This window comes from Caulobacter sp. FG121, from assembly GCF_057809815.1.
Genome location: NZ_JBMDKR010000001.1, coordinates 679,361 through 702,533, shown reverse-complemented (window position 1 = coordinate 702,533; position 23,173 = coordinate 679,361). Strand labels below are relative to the sequence as shown.

Sequence of the window (23,173 nt, the reverse complement as noted above, 5' to 3'; positions counted from 1 at the left end):
GAAGGAAGCATTGCTGGGGCCATGACGCGGTCAGCAACATTCCAGGCCCCCAGCGCCGAACTCGCCGCCAGCATCGCGCGGTGCGACGCGATCGTTCGCGACATCGGCCAACGCAACTGGGCGATGGCGCGGGCCGAACTGGCCGACCTCGAACGGGTGGCGGCGGCGCGGCGATACCGCGGCGCCGTGAACGGTCAGGTTCAGGCTATCTTGGCGGCTGCCCTGGGCTGGTTCGCCGCTCAGCGCTGAAACCGCGGCGGCTCCGTCACCAGCAGCGGATCGTCCTTGGGACGCAGCAGCTCGTAGGGCGCGATCTTCAGCGCCGTCGCCAGCTTCTCGATGTTGTCGAGCGAGATGTTCCGCTCCCGGCGCTCAACGGCGCCGACGAACGTGCGGTGCAGTTGGGCCTCATCGGCGAGCGCTTCCTGGCTGAGGCCCAGGTTGGCGCGAAACCGGCGGAGGTTGTCCGCCAGCACCGTTCGCAATGCGTTGTCCGCCTTCGCCGCCATGGACGAAGGCTCGCGGGATGCCGCATTTAAGGCGACAGCGTTTACGTAGCATTATGGAAGCTTTGGTTAAGGTTCTCCCGCATGCCGAAAAGGGGTGAAGGGGTGAGAACCAGGACGTCATGGCTGATCGGCCCGCTCGCCGCCCTGTGCTTGGCGGGCTGCGCGTCGCGCGAAACCATGGTGGCGCTGCAGCGCCCGCCCATCGCCGGCGCCCGGGCTTTCATCGCGCCAGCGGACCATCCGCTGACCGGCGCGGTGACCATCGACTACATCTCGGGCATGTCCCAGCATTCATTCTTCTTCGCCGAGGCCAATCAGAACGCCTTTCGCCCGATGCTGGGCGAGGCGCTGGCAAGCTCCGGTCTGATGGCGCCAACACCAGTGGCGGCCCGATATGGCCTGCAGATCGAGTTCCAGGATCTGCGGGGCGCTTTTGTCGGGGTTGATCTGAAAAGCCGCAGTCGGGCGACCTATCGGATCGTGGAGCGGGCCACCGGACGGGTGGTGTTCGAGCGCACCGTCGATGCCGCCTTCCTCGCCCGCTATCGAGGGCCGACCGAGGATGACGCGGTCGCCGCCACGCTGGTGGGCCCGCTCGCGCCGCTCGGCGTCCTGTGGCCCGGCAACTTCATCGCGCCGGGCAACTTCATGGGCCAGGACGCCAATGTGAGAGCACGGGGCACGCTGACGGGGGATCTGGCGGCCGAAGGCGTTGGCGCCAGGGGCGGCTTCGCCCGCGCCAAACAGGCCGACTATCAGATGATGCGCCAGTCGATCGCCAAGTTCCTGATCGGCCTCTCCGAGGATCAGGCCATTGAGATGACGACGATCATACCGTGCAATGCCAGGGACGAGGTGCGCGGCGTACTCATGGCCCAGGGCGCCCCATGGCGAACCGACAACTGCCTAGCCTACCCGAGGGTTACGACCGTCTCGGCGCCGGCCCGCGTCATCGAATAGCCCAACTCCAGACCAGCGCCCGGCGCGACCTCAGTAACGCCACTGCTCTGTCTGGACTTCGTCCGCGAAGGAAGCGGTGCTCCGGCCATGACCGCGGGCCGCTCCCTCAGCGCAGATGCCGAACGCAACCTGGCGCGTCTATGGCGCCTGTTGGAGCAAGCGCAGGCCCTCGCCACCCGTTCGGATGCGACGGAGAACATGGAACAGGTGGCGCGTCTCTGTGAGGACGCTGGCGCCGTGGCGCTCAGCCTGACCGTGACGGATGGCGACCAAGCCTAACGTCTTCACAAGGCTGCCCTTTTTCTTCCAGAGGCCTGCTCCTTCCGCTCGACTTCCCCGCCAAAGGAAGCGTTCGTCCACCAGCGCCGCAGGGGCGCCAGGAGACGAAAACATGAGCGATAACAAGAAGAAGGCCGCCGCGAAGGCCGAGAAGCAGGTCCGGGTCACCAAGATCGACATCGTGCTGAGCATGCTGCGCCGGCCGGAGGGCGCAGACGTGACCGCGCTCTCGGAGGCGACCGGCTGGCAGGTCCATTCGGTCCGTGGCGCCATCGCCGGCCAGATCAAGAAGAAGCTTGGCCTGACGGTCACCACCGAGAAGGTCGACGGCAAGACCATCTATCGGGTGGAGGCCTAGACCGATGGCGAAGTCCAAGTCTCCCCGGCTTACGGCTCTGGAGCTTGAGTGGCGGCGGCGGTTCGGTGGACCGCCGCCGATCACCACCGGCGCCGCGTTGCTGGCCAGGATCCTGCGGGAATGCCCAAGCCAGGAGCAGGTCCGATGAGCCCTACTGACCGCGTCCGCCTATCGGAGACCTTGGCGTCGGACCTTCAGTCCATCTCCGGGGCCAATGTTCAGCAGCTTCGCGGTCTCTGGAGCGCGCGGCTGGGCGAAGCGCCGCCGTTGATGCGCTCGCCGGAGATCATGCGCCGCATGCTGGCCTACCGACTGCAGGTCATTGTCCATGGTCAGCTGTCGCTTGGAGCGCGCCGCAGCCTTGAGAGGATGGAGGCGGCGCGGGCGGCGCCGGCGATCAAGGCGCCGCCCACGCCGGTTCGCCTCAGCCCCGGAACCACGCTGGTCCGGGACTGGAAGGGCCGACGCCATGAAGTTCGCGTGCTGGTGGACGGCTTCGAGCACCAGGGTCAGACCTACAGGTCCCTCTCCGAGGTCGCCCGGGCCATCGCCGGCACGCGCTGGAACGGTCCGCTGTTCTTCGGTCTGCGTGACAAGATGAAGGATGTCGCCTGATGTCCGTGATCAAGCGCCTACGATGCGCCATCTACACGCGCAAATCCTCGGCCGAGGGGCTCGAACAGGGGTTCAACAGCCTCCATGCCCAGCGCGAGGCCTGTGAGGCCTATGTGCTCAGTCAGGTGGGGGAGGGCTGGACCGCCCTTTCCACCCTCTATGACGATGGCGGCTACTCCGGCGGCAGCATGGACCGGCCCGGCCTCAAGCAGCTCCTATCCGACGTGGAGCGGGGACTGATCGATGTCGTGGTGGTCTACAAGATCGACCGCCTGACCCGCTCCCTGACCGACTTCGTCCGCATCGTCGAAATCTTCGACCAGCGTGGGGCGTCATTCGTGTCGGTGACCCAGGCGTTCAACACCACCTCGTCCATGGGACGGCTAACCCTGAACGTCCTGCTGTCGTTCGCCCAGTTCGAGCGCGAGGTCACTGGCGAGCGGATCCGCGACAAGATCGCCGCCTCCAAGGCCAAGGGCCTCTGGATGGGCGGCAACGTCGCGCTCGGCTTTGACGTGCCAGACCCAGGAAGCCGCGTCCTCAAGGTCAATCCTGAAGAAGCTGGGATCGTGCGGTTCATCTTCCAGCGCTACCTGGAACTGGGCACGGTCCGCCGGCTGGCCGAGGACCTGCGCCTGCGGGGCATCACCACCAAGCAGCGGCTCGCCGGCTCTGGACGCCTCCTGGGCGGCGGTCCCTGGCAAGAGGGACCGCTGCACTACTTCCTCAAGAACCGCATCTATCGCGGCGACATCGTCCACAAGGGCAAGGTCCACCCCGGCCAGCATGACGCCATCGTCGATGACGAGACGTTCGAGGCCGTCCAGCGGCAGATCTCCGCGGCCTCGGTCAAGCGGGGCGGGACGCGGCGCGCGGCGGCCATCAGGAGCCCACTGACCGGCAAAATCTTCGACGACCACGGCCATCCCATGTCACCGGTCATCGCCCGAAAGGATGGCCGGGTCCATCGCTACTATGTCAGCGCGGCGGTCATCCGTGGCGATCGGGGCGCGCCAGGCTCCTTGCCCCGCATTCCAGCCGAGCCGACAGAGGCGCTGGTTGACCGCGAGCTTCAGGCCCGGGCCGATCCGGCCAGGGTCGATGGCGATATCCTGGCGGCATTGACCCGCATGGTGGTCTCCGATGGCGGCGTGGAACTGACCTTGGATCCGGCCAAGCTGAAGGTTGGCGTCATCAATAGCGATGACCAGGCCGCCCCGGTCACCCTCCGCATCCCGGTGATCCTCAAGATCTTTGGCGGCGCCAAGCAGATTGTTGATGGCGCCGGCGCGTCGGTGCGGCCCCTTGGTCCAGACGTCACGCTTCAGAAGGCGATCGCCCGGGCGCGGCGATGGGCTGATCAGCTGGCTTCAGGAGAGATGACGAGCGTGGCGGCCATCGCGCGGGCCGAGGACCTGCACCCGGCATACGTGGAGAAGGTCCTGCGCCTGGCGTGGCTGGCGCCGGACCTGACCCAGGCCATCCTCGGCGGCGCCCGGCTGCGGGATTTTGGGCTCACCGACTTGATCGAGGCCCAGGTGCCGGCCGACTGGGACAAGCAGCGGCGGATGATGGTGCTGGTGTGATGCCGCGCCGGCATGCCTGAAGAGGCGGCTGAGTGTCGGTCCCGTGGAATGAGGTCAGTCGCGAGCCTGTCTCCGGAATTCGTGCTGATCTCGATACCGCGTCCATCGACAGCCAAGGTCGCGGAGTTGCGTTCTCCGGTATTCACCCGGCGCGTGATGACCTTGGCCTGCGGACGAGATGTTTGACTCTATCAGCGCGTAAGCGCCTGTTCCGAGCAGGCGGGGTCTTTCCACAATGCGTGTGTTCGGACGGTGGCTTCTAGCGAGCATCTTGCTGTGTCTGGGCCTGTGGGGCGCTAGCGCGCTCGCGCAGGTCCGGATCGACATCCCCGGCGGCCGGGGGAGCCCCGACGACGGACCCAATGTCGGCCAGATCGTCGGCGGCCTGCTCGCCCTGAAGGACGGCTACGACCGGTCTCGTCGGGGCTTCATCTGTGTCCAGACCTACAACGACGCCAACGCCAACGGTGCGCGCGACAACGGCGAGGGCCCGCTGCCCGGCTGGAATTTCACCATCGTTTCCGCGGCGGGCGCCCCTGCCGGCCAGGGCCAGACCGACGCCAAGGGTCGGTTCTGCAACGAGCGGCGGCTGCCGCCCGGGGTCTATCGGGTCGGTCAAGCGTCCGGCGCGGGCTGGGTGAACACCGAACCGGGCGCGCCCTCGCAGAATACCAAGAGCGTCACCTTGCCGGCGGACAGGTCGGTGGTCGTTCTGTTCGGCAACTGCGCGGGTGATCGCTGCGGCCGGGCCAGCGGACCGCCGCCCCGGCCCGGGCCCGGGCGGGGACCGCCGCCGCCCACGCCCCAGGCCGGAACCGAACTACGCTTCCACAAGGTGGTGCTGAGCAATGCGCCGGGCGGCGGCTATCCGCTCACCGGGCTGACGTTCGGCACAATGTTCGAGATTTTCCACAGCTGCGTGTTGGGTGGCCAGAGCTATACCAATGTGACGGACGTACTGCCGAACGCGACGTTCCCGATTCCGGGCCACGTGAACATTCCGGTCAACGCCGTCTGCACGTTCACCGAGACCCCGCCGCAAGGCTCTCTCGCCTGGACGCCCTGTCCTTCGGGCGCGGGGCAATGGGCGCCGCCGGTCATCTCGCCGCAGCCGCTAGTCATGGCGCCCGGCGTGAATGTCGTCACAGTGACCAACAAGTTCGTCTGCAACGCGCCCCCGCCGACAGCCAGCATCTGCGTCACCAAGTACCATGACCTGAACGGCAACGGCCTGCGCGACCCCGGCGAGCCCTTACTGCCCGGCTGGATCTTCAGTGTGAAGACCAGCGCCGGGGCCATGATCGCGTTCGGGACCACCAACGCTCAAGGCAAGTTCTGCACGCCCTCGGCCCTGGCGGCCGGCGGCTACTCCATCTTCGAGACGCCAAAGCCTGGATGGACCAGCACCAGCCCCGGCGGCGCCTTGCCCACCAAGGCCATCACCCTTGTGGCCGGCCAGGCGGCCAACGTGGATTTCGGCAACCGCACGCCGGGCGTCTGCGTCACGAAATACAATGACCTGAACGGCAACGGCGTGCGCAACACCGGTGAGCCGGCGCTGCCGGGCTGGGCCTTCAGCGTGAAGAACGCGTCGGGGGTCGTGATCGACTCCGGCGTGACCGACGCCCAGGGCCTGTGGTGCACCACCCAACCGTTGCCCGTGGGCGCGGTGACGGTTGCCGAGACCCCGCAACCCGGCTGGTTCAACACCGATCCCGGCGGCTCCACGCCGACCAAGGCGCTGAGCCTGGTCGCCGGCCAGACCGCGAACGTCAAGTTCGGCAACCGGATGCCGCCATCCACCGGCAAGATCTGCGTCGTCAAATACCGGAGCATGGGCAACAGTAGCGGCGGCTTTGGCGCGCCCTTGCTTGCCAGCTGGCAGTTCACCGTCACCGGACCGTCAGCGCCGCTGACCCTGACGACCGGGGCGAACGGCAAGGCTTGCACGCCGGCCACCCTGGCGGCGGGAACCTACACCGTGGTCGAGACCATGCAGGCCGGCTGGACGAGCGTGACACCCGGCGGGGCCACGCCCCAGCGGACGGCCGTGGTGATGAGCAATACGGTGAACCTGGACTTCGGCAACGCCCTGGCCCAGGCTCGTCAGGTCTGCGTCAACAAGTATCATGACCTGGACAAGAACGGACGCTGGGACGCTGGCGAACCGACCCTGCCGGGCTGGACCTTCGAAGTGCGCAACGGCACCGGCGTGCTGGTCGCCACCGCGACCACGGACGCCCAGGGACGCTGGTGCTCGGCGGCCAATCTTCCGACCGGCGCCTACACCGTCACGGAGATGGTGCAACCTGGATGGGTGACTACCGATCCAGCGGGGCCGCCGAACGCGTCGCCGCCCTATGACAAGACCGCGTCCGTTTCCCCGACGCTCGGCGCCGATCTCCACTTCGGCAACATGAGGGCCGGCCAAGCCTGCGTCACCAAATACAACGACCTGAACGGCAACGGACAGCGCGACCCCGGCGAGCCGCCCCTGGCCGGTTTCACCTTCCGGTTCCAGGGGACGTCCTCGGCGACCATCTGGGATGTGACCCTGACCACGGACGCCTCGGGACTGGTCTGCGTGGACCTGCCCCCGAGCAATCAGCACATGGTGCTGGAAACGCCGGTCCCCGGCTGGATCAATACTGATCCAGGGACGCCGGGCGCCTTCAAGTATGAGATCTTCACCATCGTCGAAGGGCAGACAAACAACCTGCTGTTCGGCAACCGCCAGACCACGCCGACGTACGGGCGCATCTGCGTGGTCAAGTTCAACGACCTGAACGGCGATGGCGTGAAGCAGGCCGGCGAGCCGCTGCTGGGCGGCTGGCAGTTCAGCATCGTCCGGCCCAACGGAACCCAGTCGGGCTTCACCGCCGCCGGGACGGGCCAGTGGTGCACGCCGCAGAACTATCCGCCGGGATCCTACACGGTCACCGAGACGCTGCAGCCGGGCTGGGTCAGCACCACCCCGGGCGGGACCCCGCCGCAGAGGCTCACGGCCGTCACCGGCGGCCAGACCACCACGGTCACCTTCGGCAACCGTCTCGCCCCGCCGACGCCGGGCGGAATCTGCGTGGTCAAGTTCAATGACCTGAACGGCGATGGTGCAAGGCAGACGGGCGAGCCGTACCTCGGCGGGTGGCAGTTCAGCCTCGCCGGTCCCTCCGGCCCCCTGACGGGGAGCACGAATGACCAGAATGGCCAGTGGTGCACACCCAAGACCTTGACCCCCGGGACCTACACGATCTCCGAGACGATGAAGCCCGGCTGGGTCAGCACCACGCCCGGCGGAACCGTCCCACAGGTCACGGTCGTCGTGGCCAGCGGTCAAGTCGCCCTGGTCGCCTTCGGCAACCGCAAGACCACGCCGCCGACCGGCCAGGTTTGCGTGACCAAGTACAATGACCTGAACGTCAACGGTCAGAAGGACGTCGGCGAGGCGCCCATGGCCGGCTGGCAGATGTCCATCCGCAATGGCGCCGGCGCGGTCATCGCCCAGGGAACCACCAACGCCAGTGGTCAGGTCTGTTTCACCCTGCCGCCCGGCGCCTACCAGGCTTTCGAGGCGCCGCAGACGGGCTGGAGCAATTCCGATCCGGGCGGTCCCAGTCCGCCGCACAGGCCGGTCACGGTCGTCAACGGCCAGACGACGAACGTGGTCTTCGGCAACTACCAGCCGACGAAGCTACGGTTCCGCAAGGTGGTGCTGAGCAGCGCGCCTGGCGGCGGCTTCCCGCTGACCGGACTGACCTTCGGCAATGCGTTCACGGTCAACCACAGCTGTGTTCTGGGCAACCAGACCGGCGGCGGCCCCACCTATGTGCCGGCCAATGGCATCGCGCCGATCGCGGGATACACCGGCAGTTCGGTGGGCGCGGTCTGCACCACGACGGAAACGCCGCCGCCGGGGATCATCGCCTATGCGCCCTGTCCGACGGGCGGGGGACACTGGGCGACGCCGATCATCTCACCCAGTCCGCTGACGCTCGCGCCGGGGATGAACGAGGTCACCGTGACCAACCAGTTTGTCTGTGAAAAGGCGGCGGGGCCCAGTCTGTCGGTCGAGAAGTTCGTTGATCTTGATTGCGGCCCGGTGGCGGGGATCACCAACCCCTGCGTGTTCCGTATTCGCATAAGGAATATCGGCACGGCCGCCTATTCAGGACCGGTCACCTTCACGGACTCGGTAAACTTCCAGGGCCTGCCGCAGTTTCCGGGGGCGACGGTGCTGATCGCGCCGTTGCCGGCGGGATGGGGCTGCACCGGAACCAGCGCGCCGATCACCTGCACGGGCAATGTGAGTCTCGGCGTGGGCCAATGGGTCGATGTGGTGCTGACCATGAACCTCGCCCACGCGGTGATGCCGTCGGCGAACTGCGCCCGCCTCACCGCGCCGGTGGCCGCCGGACCATCCTGCGTGCCGATCGACGGGTAGGAGTGTGGGTCGGTTGCAATCGCTCTCGACCACACTCCTGCGCCGCCGGCTCATCCAGGACATGGAACGCCGCTCGGCTCGCGGCCCATACGGGAGGTGGCCAGCCAATGAAGCAGCCCCGGGTTATGGCTGCCCGCCCAACCAGGGTTGGTCGCGAATGGCCGCCTGGCGAGCTGGATTCAACCGCTCTCCCGCGGACCCATGGTCTCGAAAAACCTACTGCGGTATTTTCAGGCGGAGAATGGGCGTTGGATGGCGGCCCAAAACGGCCTCTCCGAGGCGACGGAGAAGGCCGGTTTGGGGCTTCCAGTTCGCGTAACCGACGGAAGTTCCGTGACTATTCACGGGTCTAAAAAGCCAATGAAAACAAGCACTTAATGGCTGGCGGTGAGAGTGGGATTCGAACCCACGGTAGGCGTTAACCTACACACGCTTTCCAAGCGTGCGCCATAGACCACTCGGCCACCTCACCAGCACCATCGGTCAGGGGCTGGTCAAAGCCCCCGGCGCAGGAAGGCGCGGAATATACTCATCGACCCCCCTCAGGCAAGCGCGCACTGGCCGCGAGGCGCTTTGGATTGAAAAGGGAGCGCGGCGCATCCCAGTTTAGCGTGCGCCAGACGGCAGCCGACGCCGTGAACCAGTCGCCGATCCGCCCGTCGGCGGCGGGGTCATGATTGCGGATCAGGGTCTCGATATCGGCCAGGTCCGCGCTGGCCTGGTGTAGAGCGGTCTGGCTGCGGGCAAGGCCGGCGTACCGCTCATCGAGCCGGCCGAGACGGGTGCGAGCCGCGTCCAGCATGGCGATCGCCGTGGCCTCGTCCCGTTTTGCGAGGGTCTGCCTGGCGGCCACGACGGCGCGATAGGCGTCAAGGTAGTAGTCGTAGGCCGTGAGCGGGCCCGGCTCCGCCTCGCAGGCGTCCGGGTCGATGGCCCGGATGTAGTCGGCGAGGCCTTTCAGGACAGCGGGCGAGGGCTCTGGCCCGTCGAACTCCTCCGTCACAAGGCCGTGGAGGAAGGTCTCCAGAGCGGGAGACGCTGGATCGCGGGACACCTTTCGTCCAGATCGGGGGCCGCCCAGGTCGGGGATGGGCCTCGGATCGTCGACGCCATTGCCGCGGTGGGAGCTGAACAGGGACGAGGTCACGTCGGCCGTGCCGGGCGCGCCCGACACGCCCGGGAACTGGAACAGGGTGTTGGTGCGGCCGTTGCGGTGGCAGGTCTCGCAGGACACGCCGGCCCGCGCCGCCTGGCCGCCGAGCGTGAGGGGTGAACGAAAGGCCGCGCGGCCAATTTCGACGCTGAGGATCGCGTCGAACACGCCTGGTCCGCCAGGTCCGCCGGCAAGGCATTCCGAAGGCTGCAGCCCGAGCATCGTGATCGCCCCCGCGCCGGGCGCCAGCCAGCGCATCTCGGCCAGCGGCGGGGCGTCCGACGCGGCGAGGCCCCCGAGGGCGAGCGCGATGACTAGAGCGGCTGTCCGCCGGCCTCGATCCAACGGCGCAGCTCCTCAGCTTCCGGGCAGCCGTAGACGCACTGCTTTTCCAGACGGGACAGCATGACCTTCGCGCCCGGGATATCGCCCCGCAGCACCTTCAGCTCACCGTAGTATTCGGTGGCGCCGCGATGGGTCGGGGCGATGGCCAGGGCGGCCTTGTACCAGCCCTCCGCGGCGTCCAGCTGACCCATGCGGCGCAGGACGTAACCCCGATAGGTGAAGATGTCCGGGTGCGGGCCCACCGCGCGGCCGGCCTTGTCCAGGGCGGCGAGGGCGTCGGTCCAGCGGTGCTCGTTGATCAGGCTGACGGCGGCGACATAGGCGCGGTCGCCCGACGCCGGATCGCCCAGCAACAGCGACGAGGTCGCGGCCGGCGCCGGGGCTGCGGCGGCGGCCGGGCTGGCGACGGCGGCCATGGCCGCCTCGACCCGGGTGACGGCGGTCTTCAGCGCGGCGGCTTCCGGGCACTTTCCTGCGCAGGATGCGTCGCGCGCCTTCAGGGCCGTGAGCTCGGCGCTGGCCTTTTCGGTGTCGCCCAGTTTCACCAGCGTCAGCGCCAGTTCGCGGCGCGTGTCGATGTCGTCGGGCTTGAGCTTGGCGGCCTTCTCGTAGGCCTTGCGGGCGCCCTTCAGGTCACCCTGGCCGGCCTTGGAAAAACCGAGGAGGAACCAGCCCTCCGGCGCCTTGGGGGCTGCCTCGGTGACGTGCTGGAAGGCGCGTTCGGCGTCCTTCCACTTGTTCGCCTGGAGGGCGGCGACGCCTTTTTGGTACTCGGCGACAGGATCGTACTGCGGGCCGGAAGAGCCCATGTCGCCGCCGCCCCCGCCGCCACCGCCTCCGCCGCCCGAGGCGAGCGCGCCGCCCGCGACGAACGACAAGGCGATCGCGCCGATCAGGGCGACATGTCTGAAACGGACCATCGTTGTTCCTCCGCGTGATCTCGTCTTTTGAGCCTGACATAACAATGATTGTCCGTCAGGTCGTGAAATTGGACTCGCCTGTCCCTATCTTGGGGACTTCAGATCGCCGAGGACGCCATGCTGTTCGCCAAGAAGACCCTGGAAATCCCCACCGCCGCCGACGCCCTGCCGGGCCGGAGCCAGGAAATGCCCACCGCGCGGGCGCATTTCGTCAATGGCCATCCCCTGAAGGGCCCATGGTCCGAGGGCCTGGAGCAGGCGGTGTTCGCCATGGGCTGTTTCTGGGGTGTCGAGCGGATCTTCTGGCAGATCCCCGGCGTCTGGAGCACAGCGGTCGGCTACGTCGCCGGCGCCACGCCCAACCCGACCTACGAGGAGGTCTGCTCCGGCCGAACGGGCCACACCGAGGCCGTGCTGGTGGTCTTTGACCCCAAGGTTGTCAGCTACGAGACCCTGCTCAAGGCCTTCTGGGAAAACCATGATCCGACCCAAGGCATGCGCCAGGGCAACGACATCGGCACCCAGTACCGCTCGGGCGTCTATACGCTGAACGAGGCCCAGGCCGCCGCGGCGACCGCGTCGAAGGCGGCCTATGAGCAGGCGCTGGCGCGTGTACGCATGGGGCCCATCACCAGCGAGATCGCTCCGGCCGGACCGTTTTACTACGCCGAGGAGTATCACCAGCAGTACCTGGCCAAGAACCCGAACGGCTACTGCGGCATCGGCGGCACGGGCGTCACCTGCCCTATCGGCGTCGGCGTCGGGGCGTGACGCCGGCGGCCTTCGACAAGGTCTGCCGCGCCCTGCCGGGCGTGACCATGGATCATCCGTGGGAGGAACACGACGTCTACAAGGTCGGCGGCAGGATGTTCGCGGTCTACAGCCCCCCTGACGACACCTTCAGCTTCAAGGCCAGCGACATCGCTTTCGAGGTGCTGACGCAGACGGGGCCGGGCAAGCCGGCGCCCTATCTGGCGCGGGCGAAATGGGTCTGGTTCGCGGACCTCGCCGCCCAGGACGAAGCCGAGGTGACGGGCTGGCTGCGGTCGGCCCACGGCCTGATCGCCGCCAAGCTGACGAAGAAGCTTCGGAGCGAGCTGGGGATCTAGGGACTGCTAGTCCTGCCCCCGATTCTCCCGCGCTTCCAGCACGGCCCGCAGCTTGCGGATGGCCCGGGCGGCCGGTGACCGGCTCTGACGCCAGACCAGCAGACCGACGGCGCCGACCGTGGCGATGGTCAGCGGGATCGGGCCGAACATCCAGGCCGCCGCCGCCAGCGCGAAATAGTAGCCGCGCACCCCGGCGTTGAACGCCGAAAGGGCCGGATTGAGCACAGCGCCGCCGGCCTCGGCGAAGGCGTCGCGCAGGGCCGGATCGGCGTTCTGGTCCTCTGGCGTCGCGCCGAAAATGGTCAGGCAGTAGTTCATCTGGCGGATCGACCAGATGAAGGCCAGCAGACCCCGCGCCAGCACCAGCACGATCACCGCCATTTGCAGCTCGAACAGCATCCGGCTGGAGGTCTGGATCAGCTGCAGGCTCGAGACCTTGGCGAAGGAGCCTTCTCCGCCGAACAGCACCCCCGCCGCGGCCGCGATCAGCAGCAGGTTGGACGAGGCGAAAAAGCTTCCGGAATTGAGGGCGTGGCCGAGCAGCTGGCCATCCATGAACCGGCTCTCGCGCCGCGCCATCTGGGCCATCCAGGCGCCGCGAATGATGGTCATGTCGCTGTTCAGAACCCCGCCGCGCGAGACCATCTTCAGCAGCGGCTCATAGAACAGCCAGCAGACGGCGAAGAAGGCCAGGGCGGCGATGTCGGCGGCGGGCATGGCGGATCAGTCTTCCTTGATCAGGCTGGCCTTGCGGGTGTCGGGCATCAGGATGACCGTGAGAAGGCCGACGGCGAGGATGACGCTGACATAGAGGTAGAACCGGCTTTCATGCCCGGCCGCCTTGAAGCCCAAGGCGACCGACTCCGCCGACCCGCCGAACAGCGAGTTGGCGATGGCGTAGGGCAGGGCGACGCCGAGCGCGCGGATGTGGGCCGGAAACATCTCGGCCTTGAACAGGCCGGAAATGGCGCTGTAGCCGGACTGGAAGGTCAGGGCGACCATGATCAGGCCAAAGGCCGTCCAGACGCTGGTGGTTCCGGCGATGGCGGTCATCAATGGCCAGGTGGCGAGCATTCCGCCGCCGAACGCGAACAGCAGCAGGGGCTTGCGTCCGACCCGGTCCGACAGCAGGCCGAACAGCGGCTGCATCAACATGAAGCAGAACAACGCCCCCAGCATGATCTCGCTGGCGACGGCCTTGGAGAAGCCCGAGGTGTTGATCAGGAACTTCTGCATGTAGCTGGTGTAGACATAGTAGGCGAGCGAGCCGCCGGCGGTCAGGCCCATGACCATCACGGTCTCGCGCGGGTGTTTGACGAACAGCAGCATGGTCCGGCCGCGGTTCTCGCCCTCGGCCTTCGCGTTCTCGAATCCCTGGCTCTCGTGGATGCCGCTGCGGATCCAGAACACCACCACGGCCAGCACGGCCCCGATAAAGAACGGGATCCGCCAGCCCCACGCCTTCAGGTCCGCTTCCGGCAGGACGTTCTGCAGCAGCACGACCATGCCCTGGGCCGACAGGGAGCCGGCGATCAGCGTCACGTACTGGAAGCTGGACCAGAAGCCGCGCCGCTTCGCGCCGGCGACCTCGGACAGGTAGGTGGCGCTCGCGCCATACTCGCCGCCGACGGAGAGCCCCTGCAGGATGCGGGCGCCCAGGAGGATCGCCGGCGCGAGGGCGCCGACCTGGGCATAGGTCGGACACAGGGCGATGATCAGGCTGCCCAGGCACATCATCGCGACAGACAGCGTCAGGGCCGCGCGGCGACCGGCGCGGTCAGCGTAGGCGCCCATGAGCCACGCCCCGAGCGGTCGCGCCAGAAAGCCCACGGCCGATACCGCGGCGGCCTTGAACAGCTGCGCGGTCTGGTCGCCGGCGGGGAAGAAGTGGCTGGCGAAATAGACGGTGAAGAAGATGTAGGTCGACCAGTCGTACCACTCGACCAGATTGCCGGCCGAACCGCCGAGAATGGCCCGCAGGCGCTGGCCGGCCGTCATCGGCGGTGTGGGGCCCTTGGGCGTCTCGTCCAGGACCCCTGTTTCCGTCACCGCCATGCCGTCCCCCGAACCGTTTCCGGTCCGGAGGTTAGGCGGGGTGTGGGTTCAGGGAAAGGCCGCTGAGCCTAGAGCCGGCCCATCAGATACAGGATGATGAGGATCACCAGCACGAGGCCGAGACCGCCGCTGGGGAGATAGCCCCATGACCGCGAGTGACCCCAGGTCGGCAGTGAGCCGATCACAGCGAGGATAAGGACGACGATGAGAATGGTGCCGAGCATGGGAAGTCTCCTGAACAGCCGTTGTTTCAGGAACACAATCCTTGGAGGCGGCGCCGGGTTCCAGCCTAGCTGTTGTCCTCGGTCGGGGCATCGGGGCCGTTCTTCTTGATCGAGGCGATGGCGTTCTGCGCGGCGGCCTTGGAACTGTAGCCCTCGGTCGAGAACATCACCTCGTCATTGTACTTGAACCGGACGCGGAACTCGCCGGCCTTGTCCTTGTAGATCTCGAATTTGTGGGCCATCGGGCGCGCTCCATTGCGGTCGGTCCGGCCAGCTTCCGTGCCCCGGCCGGGCGGGTCAATCTGGCCCGCGGCCACAAACGCGTGAGGAAATCTATCCGTGCGCCGGGGCCGGGCGGATCGCCCAGAGCGCGCCGACGAAGGCGCCCTTGATCCGCGGGAGCAGGGCCAGGATCAGCGCCGTCAGCCCGCCCAGTGCGGCCGGAACGATCACCCAGGGCGACGCCTCCCACATGAAGCGGAAGAAGAACATCGGCGCCACGACGAGGTGTCCGACCAGCAGGATGGTGAAATAGGCCGGGCCGTCGTCGGCCCGATAGGCGCTCAGGTCATGACCGCAGGCCTCACAGGCCGGCGCGATCTTGAGGTAACCGCGGTAGAGCTTGCCTTCGCCGCAGTTGGGGCAACGATGGCGCAGCCCCCGCAGGAGGCCGGTCATGAGCGGGCGCGTCGGGGCGGTGTCGGTCATGCCGACCATATGGGCCATGTCTCGCCGTATTGCGAGACTCCCGGGACGGATAATCCCGCGACAAAGGCGCATGGCAACAGGACAGGCTGGGCGGCGTTGTCATCAGGGGCGGCAAGGCCTCTCCCCCTCCCGCGCCGTCGGGCTACAGTAGGTCGCAGAAGGATGGATGCGCGTTGCGTCAGTCGGGTCAGAACATGCCGCTTCCCGCGCTACCGAGCGCAGACGCCGTTCCGGAAGGGTCGATTGCAGCCCCTGGGTGGGCCGCCGACCCGGCTTTGAGCCGGCGATCGCCGATCCTCGCTACAGACGAGACTGCAACACCCGCGATCTCTTTTCGTGTCAGGGGCGACAACGATGCGCGAACCGTCAAATGCTCTGCTAGGGTTCGGTCGCTGGGAACGAAGGGACGTACGGGCTCGATGTCGCATCTGACGCGCAGGATCGCCACGGCTGGTCTGGTCGGAGCCTTTATCGTGGGCGCGCTGTCGCCTGCGCTGGCCCAGTCGACGTCACCGGCCTTTGCGCGGCCGACGCCTGCACCGGCTTTTTCCCCCTCGGCGCCGATCACCCTCACGCCGGCCCAAGCCGATTTGCTGCGGCAGGCGTTGGCCGACTCCGACCGCCATGGCTTCGAGCCCGGCGAGTTCGCTCCGGGCGGATCCGGCGATGCGGCGCTGATCGACGCGACGCTCCGTTACGCCAGGGCGGTCCGCACCGGCCGCCTCGCGGCTTCCGGATTCCGCGATGACTGGGGCCTGAGGCCGCAGCCGTTCGACGCCCGCGCCGGCCTTGCCCGCGCGGTCTATGACAACCAGGTCGACGCCTGGCTGAAGAGCCTGCCCCCCGACTATCCGGGCTACGAAACCCTGCAGAAGGGCCTCGTCACCTATCGCACCATCCGCGAGCGCGGCGGCTGGCAGATCCTGCCCGCGGGGCCGGACCTGAAGGTCGGCTCCACCGGCTTCGCGGTTGAGGCCCTCCGCGCCAGGCTGGCGATCGAGGATCCCGCGACTCCGGCTCAGGTCGCGCGGACCCCGGCCGTCCCCGCGGCCCCGGCGACCCTCGCCGCGCCGACCGCGCCCGGGCAGCCGCCGGCGCCGGTTTCCGCGGTCGTTCCGGGACAGCCGCTCTTTGACGAAGCGCTCGCCGACGCGGTGCGTCGCGCCCAGAAACGTATGGGGCTGGAGCCGTCCGGCGTGGTGGGCGAGGCCACCCGCGCCGCGCTCAACATTCCGGTTCAACGCCGCATCGACCAGATCGTCGCCAATATGGAGCGCTGGCGCTGGCTGCCGCGCACCCTGCCGGCGGATCGGGTCCAGGTGAACGTCGCGGCGGGCGTCCTGACCCTGTTCAAGGGCGACCAGCCGACCCTGTCGATGCGCGCGGTGACGGGCAGGCCCAACGGCGGCGAAACGCCCCTGCTCACCTCGACCATCGACAGCATCGTGCTGAACCCGCCGTGGAACGTCCCGGCCGGCATCGCCGCCAAGGAACTGATGCCCAAGGGCCGCGCCTACCTCGCCAGCGCCGGCTTCCGCATCCTGCCTGGCGGCGGCCTGCAGCAGCGGCCGGGCCCGGGCAGCGCTCTGGGGCTGATCAAGTTCGACTTCCCCAATCCCTACGCTGTCTATCTGCACGACACGCCCAGCAAGGGTGGCTTCTCTCGCTATTCGCGCACGGCCAGTCACGGCTGCGTGCGGCTTGAAAGGCCGCTCGCGCTCGCCCGCGCGATCATGGAAGGCGACCCTGTCTGGACGCCCGAAGCCATCGACGCGACCATCGCCGGCGGCAAGACAACGCGCGCGCCGGTCGCCCGGCCGGTGGCTGTATTTCTGCTGTACTGGACCGCTTACGTCACGCCGGACGGGCAGGTGAACTTCCGCCAGGATCCCTACGGATGGGACACCCTGCTGATCCAGCGGATCGCGGCCCAGGGGCGCATCGCTTGATCGGGCGGCGCGCGCTGCTGTCGCTCGGCGTCGCCGGGCTGACCGCCGGCGCGGCCGCCACCTCCCGTGCGCAGGATGCGCCGGCCTCCGCCGATCCGGCCCCGGCAGGCCCGCGCGACGATCCGGAAGACGCCTATCCGGACTTCCTGTTGTCGCCGGTCCCGCTGACGCCGCCGCCGCCCGGTCCGCGTCACCTCAAGTTCCACCACCTGCATACCGGTCAGAACCTCGAGGCGGTCTACTGGGAAGACGGAAGGTATGTCTGGGACGCGCTGACGGCCATCAACCAGCACCTGCGCGACTTCCGCTCGCTGGAGGTCCACCCGATCGACGTGCGGCTGCTGGACATCCTGTTCACGCTGCAGTCGCTGACCGGCTCGAAGGAGCCGTACCGGATCATTTCCGCCTTCCGTTCGCCCGAAACCAATCAGATGCTGAGCGATCAGAGCGCGGCGACCAACGGCTCCACCCAGGTGGCGAAGAAAAGTCTTCATATGGAAGGCAAGGCGATGGATGTTCGTCTCAACGACGTATCGTTGACCGGCTTCCGCGACGCCGCGCTGGCCTTGCAGGGTGGCGGCGTCGGCTACTATGCCGACTCGGCGTTTGTTCATGTTGATATCGGCCCGGTCAGGACCTGGCAGGGCACGTAGGGGGATCAAGGATCATGGCTCAGAAATCGGGGGGTAGCTGGTTCTGGCTGCTGGTGGGCTTGCTGCTCGGCGTCGCCCTGACGCTCGGCGCTCTGCTGTTCCTCAACGCGGGCTCCGGCGACGGCGCCGACACCCGAACGGTGGCCGACGACGCGGCGACCACGGCCGCCGCGGCCGATCCGGCTGCGCTGCCGGCGCCGGCCGCACCGGCGCCGAAGGCGGTCGCGGTTCCTGCCGGCCATGATGCCGGACTCGATCCGGCCACGGACGACCAGATGGCCGACGATGCAGCGGCGTCCGGCATGACGTCCCGCGCTCCGGCGCCCTCCGGCGAATAATCGCCGCGAGAGGCTGGATAGGCCACGCGACGCGGGTTAAAACAAATGTTCGAGCATCTTGTGCGGGCGTAGGGCGGAGCAGTCCCTCAGTAGCAGGGACGGCCTTTCTCACTCAGACACGGGAGCGGGGGGAGAGGAGTTCTACGCGTTGGAGCCTACGAACACCGAGGCGCCGGAATACTTCCACAAGGTCGTCGATTGTCAGTGGGCCTGTCCGGCCCATACGCCTGTGCCCGAGTACATCCGTCTTATCGCCCAAGGCCGTCACGCCGACGCGTACATGGTCAACTGGAAGTCCAACGTCTTTCCGGGGATCCTCGGACGGACCTGTGACCGACCCTGTGAGCCGGCCTGTCGCCGCGGCCGGGTCGACGAGGAACCGGTGGCCATCTGCCGCCTCAAACGGGTCGCGGCCGACAACAAGGGCGATGTGGCCGCCCGCATGCCGAGCGCGCCGACGCAGAAGATCGGCAAGAAGATCGCCTGCGTCGGGGCCGGCCCCGCCGCCATGACGGTGGCCCGCGACCTCGCCCCCCTCGGCTACAGCGTCACCGTCTATGACGCCGACGCCAAGGCCGGCGGCATGATCCGCAGCCAGATCCCGCGCTTCCGCCTGCCGGAAAGCGTGATCGACGAAGAGATGGGCTTCATCACCGACCTCGGTCTGAAGATGCGGCTCGGCGAGCGGGTCGAGAGCCTGGGCGCGCTGCTCAAGGAAGATTACGACGCGATCTTCGTCGGCACCGGCGCCCCGCGCGGCCGCGATCTGGATGTCCCGGGCCGGCAGGAAGCCGCCGCCAACATCCACATCGGCATCGACTGGCTCTCCAGCGTCTCGTTCGGTCACATCGACCAGATCGGCAAGCGCGTCATCGTACTCGGCGGCGGCAACACCGCCATGGACTGCTGCCGCACCTCGCGCCGCCTCGGCGGCGAGGACGTGAAGGTCGTCGTCCGCTCCGGCTTCGCCGAGATGAAGGCCTCGCCCTGGGAGAAGGAAGACGCCCAGCACGAGGGCATCCCGATCCACGACTTCCTCGTCCCCAAGGCCTTCACCCACGAAAACGGCAAGCTGACCGGGGTGACCTTCGAGAAGGTCGGTGCGGTCTATGACGAGAAGGGCCGCCGCTCGCTGAAGCCGACGGGTGACCCCGACCAGCATTTCGAATGCGACGACGTCCTGGTGGCCATCGGCCAGGAGAACAGCTTCCCCTGGATCGAACGCGACATCGGCCTGACCTTCGACGAGTGGGGCATGCCGGTCGTCGACGAGGCGACCTTCCAGTCCAGCCTGCGGAACGTCTTCTTCGGCGGCGACGCCGCGTTCGGGCCCAAGAACATCATCTGGGCCGTGGCCCACGGCCATGACGCGGCGATCTCGATCGACCATTTCTGCCGCGGTACGGACCTGCGCCTGCGGCCGCCGCCCGGCGTGCTCGTCTCCTCGCAGAAGATGGGCATCCACGAGTGGAGCTACGACAACGACGTCTCCCCCGAGGACCGTCAGAAGGTGCCGCTGCTGCCGATCGCGGAGGCCCTGGCCGACGTGAAGGCCGAGGTCGAGCTGGGCTTCGATGGCCCACGCTCCTGGGCCGAGACCCAACGCTGCCTGAACTGCGACGTCCAGACCGTGTTCGCCGAGCCGCTCTGCATCGAGTGCGACGCCTGCGTCGACATATGCCCGACGGACTGCATCACCTTCACCGTCAACGGCGAAGAGGAGGAGCTACGGCCCCGCCTCAAGGCTCCGGCGCTCAACCTGACGCAGGACCTCTACATCTCCGGATCCCTGCCGACCGGCCGGGTGCTGGTGAAGGACGAGGACGTCTGCCTCCACTGCGGCCTCTGCGCCGAGCGCTGCCCGACGGGCGCCTGGGACATGCAGAAGTTCGTCATCGAAATGACCCACGCGGGCGGGGGGTGCTCGAAATGACCCGTCAGATCCAGGCCACGAACGACTTCGTGGTCAAGTTCGCCAACGTCAACGGCTCGGGCTCGGCCTCGGCCAATGGTCTGTTCGTCAAGGCGATCCTGCGCATGGGCGTGCCGGTGGCGGCCCGCAATATCTTCCCGTCGAACATCCAGGGCCTGCCGACCTGGTACGAGATCCGCGTCAGCGGCAACGGCTGGCTCGGCCGTCGTGGCGGCGTCGACCTGATGGTCGCCATGAACCCGCAGACCTGGGACCGCGACATCGCCGAGATCGATAGCGGCGGCTACCTGTTCTACGACTCCACCAAACCGATGCCGGCCAGCAAGTTCCGCGAGGATATCACCGTCGTCGGCATCCCGCTGACCGCCCTGTGCAACGCGGCCTATGTCGAGCCGTCAAAGCGCAAGGTGTTGAAGAACATCATCTATCTCGGCGCTCTGACCTATCTGCTGGGCATCGAGCAGGATGTCGTCGAGGCGCTGCTGGCCGAGGAATACGCCTCCAAGCCAGCTCTGATTCCGGCCAACATCGAGGCCATGAGCATCGGCTTCAACCATGCCAAGGCCAACCTGAAGCCGCTCGGCCTGCAGCTGAAGCGCGCCGACGCCGTGGGCGACCGTATCTTCGTCGACGGCAACACGGCCGCGGCCCTCGGCGCGGTCTACGGCGGCGCGACGGTCTGCGCCTGGTATCCGATCACGCCCTCGACCTCGCTGGCCGAAGGCTTCATCGACTACTGCAAGAAGCTGCGCCACGACCCGGACACGAAGGAAGCGCGCTACGCCATCGTCCAGGCCGAGGACGAAATCGCCTCGATCGGCATCGTCGTCGGCGCCGGCTGGAACGGCTCGCGGGCCTTCACCTGCACCTCGGGCCCCGGCGTCTCGCTGATGCAGGAGTTTATCGGTCTCAGCTACTTCGCCGAGATCCCCGCGGTGATCTTCGACGTCCAGCGCGGTGGCCCCTCGACCGGCATGCCGACCCGCACCCAGCAGTCGGACATCCTCTCGGCGGCCTACGCCAGCCACGGCGACACCAAGCACGTGCTGCTGCTGCCGGAAGGTCCGAACGAATGCTTCGAGATGGGGGCCCAGGCCTTCGACCTCGCCGACCGCCTGCAGACGATGATCTTCGTCATGCTCGACCTCGACATGGGCATGAACGAGTGGCTGATCGATCCCTTCAAGTGGGATGACAGCAAGGTCCTCGACCACGGCAAGGTCATGACGGCCGACATGCTCGAGGCCGGCGCTGACTTCGGCCGCTACAAGGACGTCGACGGTGACGGGATTCCCTGGCGCACGCTGCCGGCGACCCATCCGTCAAAGGGCGCCTATTTCACCCGCGGCACCTCGCGCGACCCCTACGCCCGCTACAGCGAGGAGGGCGCCGTCTATGTCGACAACATGGAACGGCTGCTGCGCAAGTTCGAGACGGCCAAGTCGCTCGTGCCGGCCCCGGTCCTGAAGAAGGCCTCGAAGCAGACCGCCTACGGCGTGATCTACTATGGCTCGACCTCGCCGGCGATGGACGAGGCTCTGGCCGGGCTCGAGGCGCGCGGCCTGGCAGTCGACGCAATGCGGGTGCGCGCCTTCCCGTTCCCGGGCGAGGTGTTCGACTTCATCGCCGGCCACGAGCTGGTGTTCGTGGTCGAACAGAACCGCGACGCCCAGCTTCGCTCGCTGCTGATCAACGAAGGCGGCGTCGATCCGGCGCGGCTGGTGAAGGTTCTCAATTACGACGGCTCGCCGATCACGGCCCGCTTCATCCAGGCCGAACTGGCCAGGGGTATGGGCGCGGTCGATGTGAACGCCGCCGGGGAGATGGCCCAATGACCTACATCGTCAAGCCGCAGTTCCATCACCCGTCCCTGTCGACCAACAAGCTGGGCTTCACGCGGCGCGACTACGAGGGCCGGGTCTCCACCCTGTGCGCCGGCTGCGGCCACGACTCGATCAGCGCCGCCATCGTCCAGGCCTGTTTCGAGATCGACCTGGAGCCGCACCGCCTGGCCAAGCTGTCGGGCATCGGCTGTTCGTCCAAGACGCCTGACTATTTCCTCAGCGCCAGCCACGGCTTCAATACCGTCCACGGTCGGATGCCGTCGGTGCTGACGGGCGCCAACCTGGCCAATCGCGAGCTGATCTACCTTGGCGTCTCCGGCGACGGTGACAGCGCCTCGATCGGCCTGGGCCAGTTCGCCCACGCCATGCGGCGCGGGGTCAACATGGCCTACATCGTGGAGAACAACGGCGTGTACGGCCTGACCAAGGGCCAGTTCTCGGCCACGGCCGACAAGGGCAGCAAGTCCAAGAAGGGCGTCGTCAACTCCGACAGCGGCATCGACCTCGTCGCCCTGGCCCTGCAGCTGGGGGCCACTTTCGTCGGCCGCAGCTTCTCGGGCGACAAGGACCAGCTGGTGCCGCTGATCAAGGCGGCCCTGACCCACAAGGGCGCGGCCTTCATCGACGTGCTGAGCCCCTGTATCGCCTTCAACAACCACAAGGGCTCGACCAAGAGCTTCGACTGGGTGCGCGAGCACAACGAGGCGGTCAACAAGCTTGACGTCCTGCTCGGCCGGGCGCCGATCACCACCTCCTACGAGCCGGGCTCGCTGGTCGAGGTAGCCCAGCATGACGGCTCGACGCTGCTGCTGCGCAAGGTGGCCGCCGACTACGACGCGACCGACCGCGTCAGGGCGATGTCCTATCTGCAGGAGCGCCAGGCCGTCGGCGAGATCGTGACCGGCCTGCTCTACGTCGACCCGGAGGCCGAGGACCTGCACGATGCCCTCAACACCGTGCATCGCCCGCTGAACGCGTTGTCGAACAGCGAACTTACGCCGGGTTCGGCTGCCTTGGACAAGGTCAACGCGGCGCTGCGGTAGGGTAGGTCTTGCAGGCCTTCCAAACCGCCGTCTTCCTCGCGCTCGTCGCGAGGACCCATGCACACGATAGGGGCCGCTCAGGGGCTTGAATCGTCGAGTTCATGGGTCGTCGGAACAAGTCCGGCGATGACGGGTGTGGCGCTTCCCACTC

General features: G+C 67.5%; 24 protein-coding genes and 1 tRNA gene. 16 read left to right on the top strand and 9 right to left on the bottom strand.

Going from position 1 to position 23,173, the window contains the following annotated elements; genetic code table 11:
* The first annotated feature begins 21 nt into the window (after nucleotides 1–21).
* The gene (locus ACODSL_RS03705; RefSeq protein ID WP_488899281.1) at nucleotides 22–249 is read left to right on the top strand and encodes a hypothetical protein; all 228 of its coding nucleotides are present in this window, start codon (nucleotides 22–24) and stop codon (nucleotides 247–249) included.
* Here the strand turns inward: ACODSL_RS03705 and ACODSL_RS03700 are convergent.
* Nucleotides 240–509 (bottom strand): helix-turn-helix domain-containing protein, encoded by a 270-nt coding sequence (locus ACODSL_RS03700; RefSeq protein ID WP_488899280.1) that lies wholly within the window; start codon nucleotides 507–509, stop codon nucleotides 240–242. The two genes, ACODSL_RS03705 and ACODSL_RS03700, sit on opposite strands and share 10 nt — an antisense overlap.
* A 102-nt stretch (nucleotides 510–611) precedes the next feature.
* Between ACODSL_RS03700 and ACODSL_RS03695 the strand changes: the two genes are divergently transcribed.
* From ACODSL_RS03695 to ACODSL_RS03665, 7 genes are all read left to right on the top strand, one after another.
* Nucleotides 612–1,469 carry a hypothetical protein gene (locus ACODSL_RS03695; protein ID WP_488899279.1) on the top strand — a complete coding sequence of 286 codons (858 nt, stop codon included), beginning with the start codon at nucleotides 612–614 and terminating at the stop codon, nucleotides 1,467–1,469.
* Between the two features lie 87 nt (nucleotides 1,470–1,556).
* Nucleotides 1,557–1,748, top strand: a complete 192-nt coding sequence (locus ACODSL_RS03690; RefSeq protein ID WP_488899278.1) for a hypothetical protein — start codon at nucleotides 1,557–1,559, stop codon at nucleotides 1,746–1,748.
* Between the two features lie 112 nt (nucleotides 1,749–1,860).
* A complete protein-coding gene (locus ACODSL_RS03685; RefSeq protein WP_488899277.1) occupies nucleotides 1,861–2,106 on the top strand; it encodes a DUF3489 domain-containing protein in 246 nt (81 codons plus the stop codon).
* A 4-nt stretch (nucleotides 2,107–2,110) separates the two neighbouring features.
* The gene (locus tag ACODSL_RS03680; protein WP_488899276.1) at nucleotides 2,111–2,254 is read left to right on the top strand and encodes a hypothetical protein; all 144 of its coding nucleotides are present in this window, start codon (nucleotides 2,111–2,113) and stop codon (nucleotides 2,252–2,254) included.
* The gene (locus ACODSL_RS03675) at nucleotides 2,251–2,721 is read left to right on the top strand and encodes a DUF2924 domain-containing protein (RefSeq protein ID WP_488899275.1); all 471 of its coding nucleotides are present in this window, start codon (nucleotides 2,251–2,253) and stop codon (nucleotides 2,719–2,721) included. The genes ACODSL_RS03680 and ACODSL_RS03675 overlap by 4 nt, the downstream gene beginning before the upstream one ends.
* A complete protein-coding gene (locus tag ACODSL_RS03670; protein ID WP_488899274.1) occupies nucleotides 2,721–4,307 on the top strand; it encodes a recombinase family protein in 1,587 nt (528 codons plus the stop codon). The genes ACODSL_RS03675 and ACODSL_RS03670 overlap by 1 nt, the downstream gene beginning before the upstream one ends.
* A gap of 271 nt (nucleotides 4,308–4,578) precedes the next feature.
* Nucleotides 4,579–8,748, top strand: coding sequence for a DUF5979 domain-containing protein (locus tag ACODSL_RS03665; RefSeq protein WP_488899273.1), 4,170 nt, complete (start codon nucleotides 4,579–4,581; stop codon nucleotides 8,746–8,748).
* A gap of 382 nt (nucleotides 8,749–9,130) precedes the next feature.
* Here the strand turns inward: ACODSL_RS03665 and ACODSL_RS03660 are convergent.
* The 3 genes from ACODSL_RS03660 to ACODSL_RS03650 all read right to left on the bottom strand — a co-directional run bounded on the left by ACODSL_RS03660 (nucleotide 9,131) and on the right by ACODSL_RS03650 (nucleotide 11,166).
* Nucleotides 9,131–9,220: transfer RNA gene (locus tag ACODSL_RS03660), tRNA-Ser, on the bottom strand.
* A 57-nt stretch (nucleotides 9,221–9,277) separates the two neighbouring features.
* Nucleotides 9,278–10,246 carry a hypothetical protein gene (locus ACODSL_RS03655; protein ID WP_488899272.1) on the bottom strand — a complete coding sequence of 323 codons (969 nt, stop codon included), beginning with the start codon at nucleotides 10,244–10,246 and terminating at the stop codon, nucleotides 9,278–9,280.
* Complete coding sequence (locus ACODSL_RS03650) at nucleotides 10,216–11,166, bottom strand: tetratricopeptide repeat protein (RefSeq protein ID WP_488899271.1); 951 nt, start codon at nucleotides 11,164–11,166, stop codon at nucleotides 10,216–10,218. Before ACODSL_RS03650 ends, ACODSL_RS03655 begins: the two co-directional genes overlap by 31 nt.
* A 117-nt stretch (nucleotides 11,167–11,283) precedes the next feature.
* On the opposite strand from ACODSL_RS03650, the gene msrA reads away from it, so the two are divergent.
* On the top strand, nucleotides 11,284–11,937 hold the full coding sequence (gene msrA, locus ACODSL_RS03645; RefSeq protein ID WP_488899270.1) for a peptide-methionine (S)-S-oxide reductase MsrA: 654 nt from the start codon (nucleotides 11,284–11,286) through the stop codon (nucleotides 11,935–11,937).
* Nucleotides 11,934–12,275, top strand: coding sequence for an MmcQ/YjbR family DNA-binding protein (locus ACODSL_RS03640; protein WP_488899269.1), 342 nt, complete (start codon nucleotides 11,934–11,936; stop codon nucleotides 12,273–12,275). The genes msrA and ACODSL_RS03640 overlap by 4 nt, the downstream gene beginning before the upstream one ends.
* A gap of 6 nt (nucleotides 12,276–12,281) precedes the next feature.
* Here the strand turns inward: ACODSL_RS03640 and ACODSL_RS03635 are convergent, their stop codons facing one another.
* From ACODSL_RS03635 to ACODSL_RS03615, 5 genes are all read right to left on the bottom strand, one after another.
* Nucleotides 12,282–12,992, bottom strand: coding sequence for a DUF599 domain-containing protein (locus ACODSL_RS03635; protein WP_488899268.1), 711 nt, complete (start codon nucleotides 12,990–12,992; stop codon nucleotides 12,282–12,284).
* Between the two features lie 6 nt (nucleotides 12,993–12,998).
* Nucleotides 12,999–14,330, bottom strand: a complete 1,332-nt coding sequence (locus ACODSL_RS03630) for an MFS transporter (RefSeq protein ID WP_488899267.1) — start codon at nucleotides 14,328–14,330, stop codon at nucleotides 12,999–13,001.
* A gap of 68 nt (nucleotides 14,331–14,398) precedes the next feature.
* Nucleotides 14,399–14,554 carry a DUF3309 domain-containing protein gene (locus ACODSL_RS03625; protein WP_488899266.1) on the bottom strand — a complete coding sequence of 52 codons (156 nt, stop codon included), beginning with the start codon at nucleotides 14,552–14,554 and terminating at the stop codon, nucleotides 14,399–14,401.
* 65 nt (nucleotides 14,555–14,619) lie between these two features.
* Nucleotides 14,620–14,796 carry a YegP family protein gene (locus ACODSL_RS03620; protein ID WP_488899265.1) on the bottom strand — a complete coding sequence of 59 codons (177 nt, stop codon included), beginning with the start codon at nucleotides 14,794–14,796 and terminating at the stop codon, nucleotides 14,620–14,622.
* A gap of 91 nt (nucleotides 14,797–14,887) precedes the next feature.
* Nucleotides 14,888–15,262 carry a DUF983 domain-containing protein gene (locus ACODSL_RS03615; protein WP_488899264.1) on the bottom strand — a complete coding sequence of 125 codons (375 nt, stop codon included), beginning with the start codon at nucleotides 15,260–15,262 and terminating at the stop codon, nucleotides 14,888–14,890.
* A gap of 419 nt (nucleotides 15,263–15,681) precedes the next feature.
* On the opposite strand from ACODSL_RS03615, the gene ACODSL_RS03610 reads away from it, so the two are divergent.
* The 6 genes from ACODSL_RS03610 (at nucleotide 15,682) to ACODSL_RS03585 (ending at nucleotide 23,022) form a co-directional block, all read left to right on the top strand.
* Nucleotides 15,682–17,211, top strand: coding sequence for a L,D-transpeptidase family protein (locus ACODSL_RS03610; protein ID WP_488899263.1), 1,530 nt, complete (start codon nucleotides 15,682–15,684; stop codon nucleotides 17,209–17,211).
* A complete protein-coding gene (locus ACODSL_RS03605) occupies nucleotides 17,208–17,864 on the top strand; it encodes a peptidoglycan L,D-endopeptidase MepK (RefSeq protein WP_488899262.1) in 657 nt (218 codons plus the stop codon). Before ACODSL_RS03610 ends, ACODSL_RS03605 begins: the two co-directional genes overlap by 4 nt.
* Nucleotides 17,865–17,878: 14 nt before the next feature.
* Nucleotides 17,879–18,202, top strand: a complete 324-nt coding sequence (locus ACODSL_RS03600; RefSeq protein WP_488899261.1) for a hypothetical protein — start codon at nucleotides 17,879–17,881, stop codon at nucleotides 18,200–18,202.
* Nucleotides 18,203–18,350: 148 nt separating this feature from the next.
* Nucleotides 18,351–20,135: an FAD-dependent oxidoreductase gene (locus ACODSL_RS03595; RefSeq protein WP_488899260.1), complete on the top strand. Its 1,785-nt coding sequence runs from the start codon at nucleotides 18,351–18,353 to the stop codon at nucleotides 20,133–20,135.
* A complete protein-coding gene (locus ACODSL_RS03590; protein WP_488899259.1) occupies nucleotides 20,132–21,970 on the top strand; it encodes a 2-oxoacid:acceptor oxidoreductase subunit alpha in 1,839 nt (612 codons plus the stop codon). The genes ACODSL_RS03595 and ACODSL_RS03590 overlap by 4 nt, the downstream gene beginning before the upstream one ends.
* On the top strand, nucleotides 21,967–23,022 hold the full coding sequence (locus ACODSL_RS03585) for a 2-oxoacid:ferredoxin oxidoreductase subunit beta (protein WP_488899258.1): 1,056 nt from the start codon (nucleotides 21,967–21,969) through the stop codon (nucleotides 23,020–23,022). Before ACODSL_RS03590 ends, ACODSL_RS03585 begins: the two co-directional genes overlap by 4 nt.
* Nucleotides 23,023–23,173 lie beyond the last annotated feature (151 nt).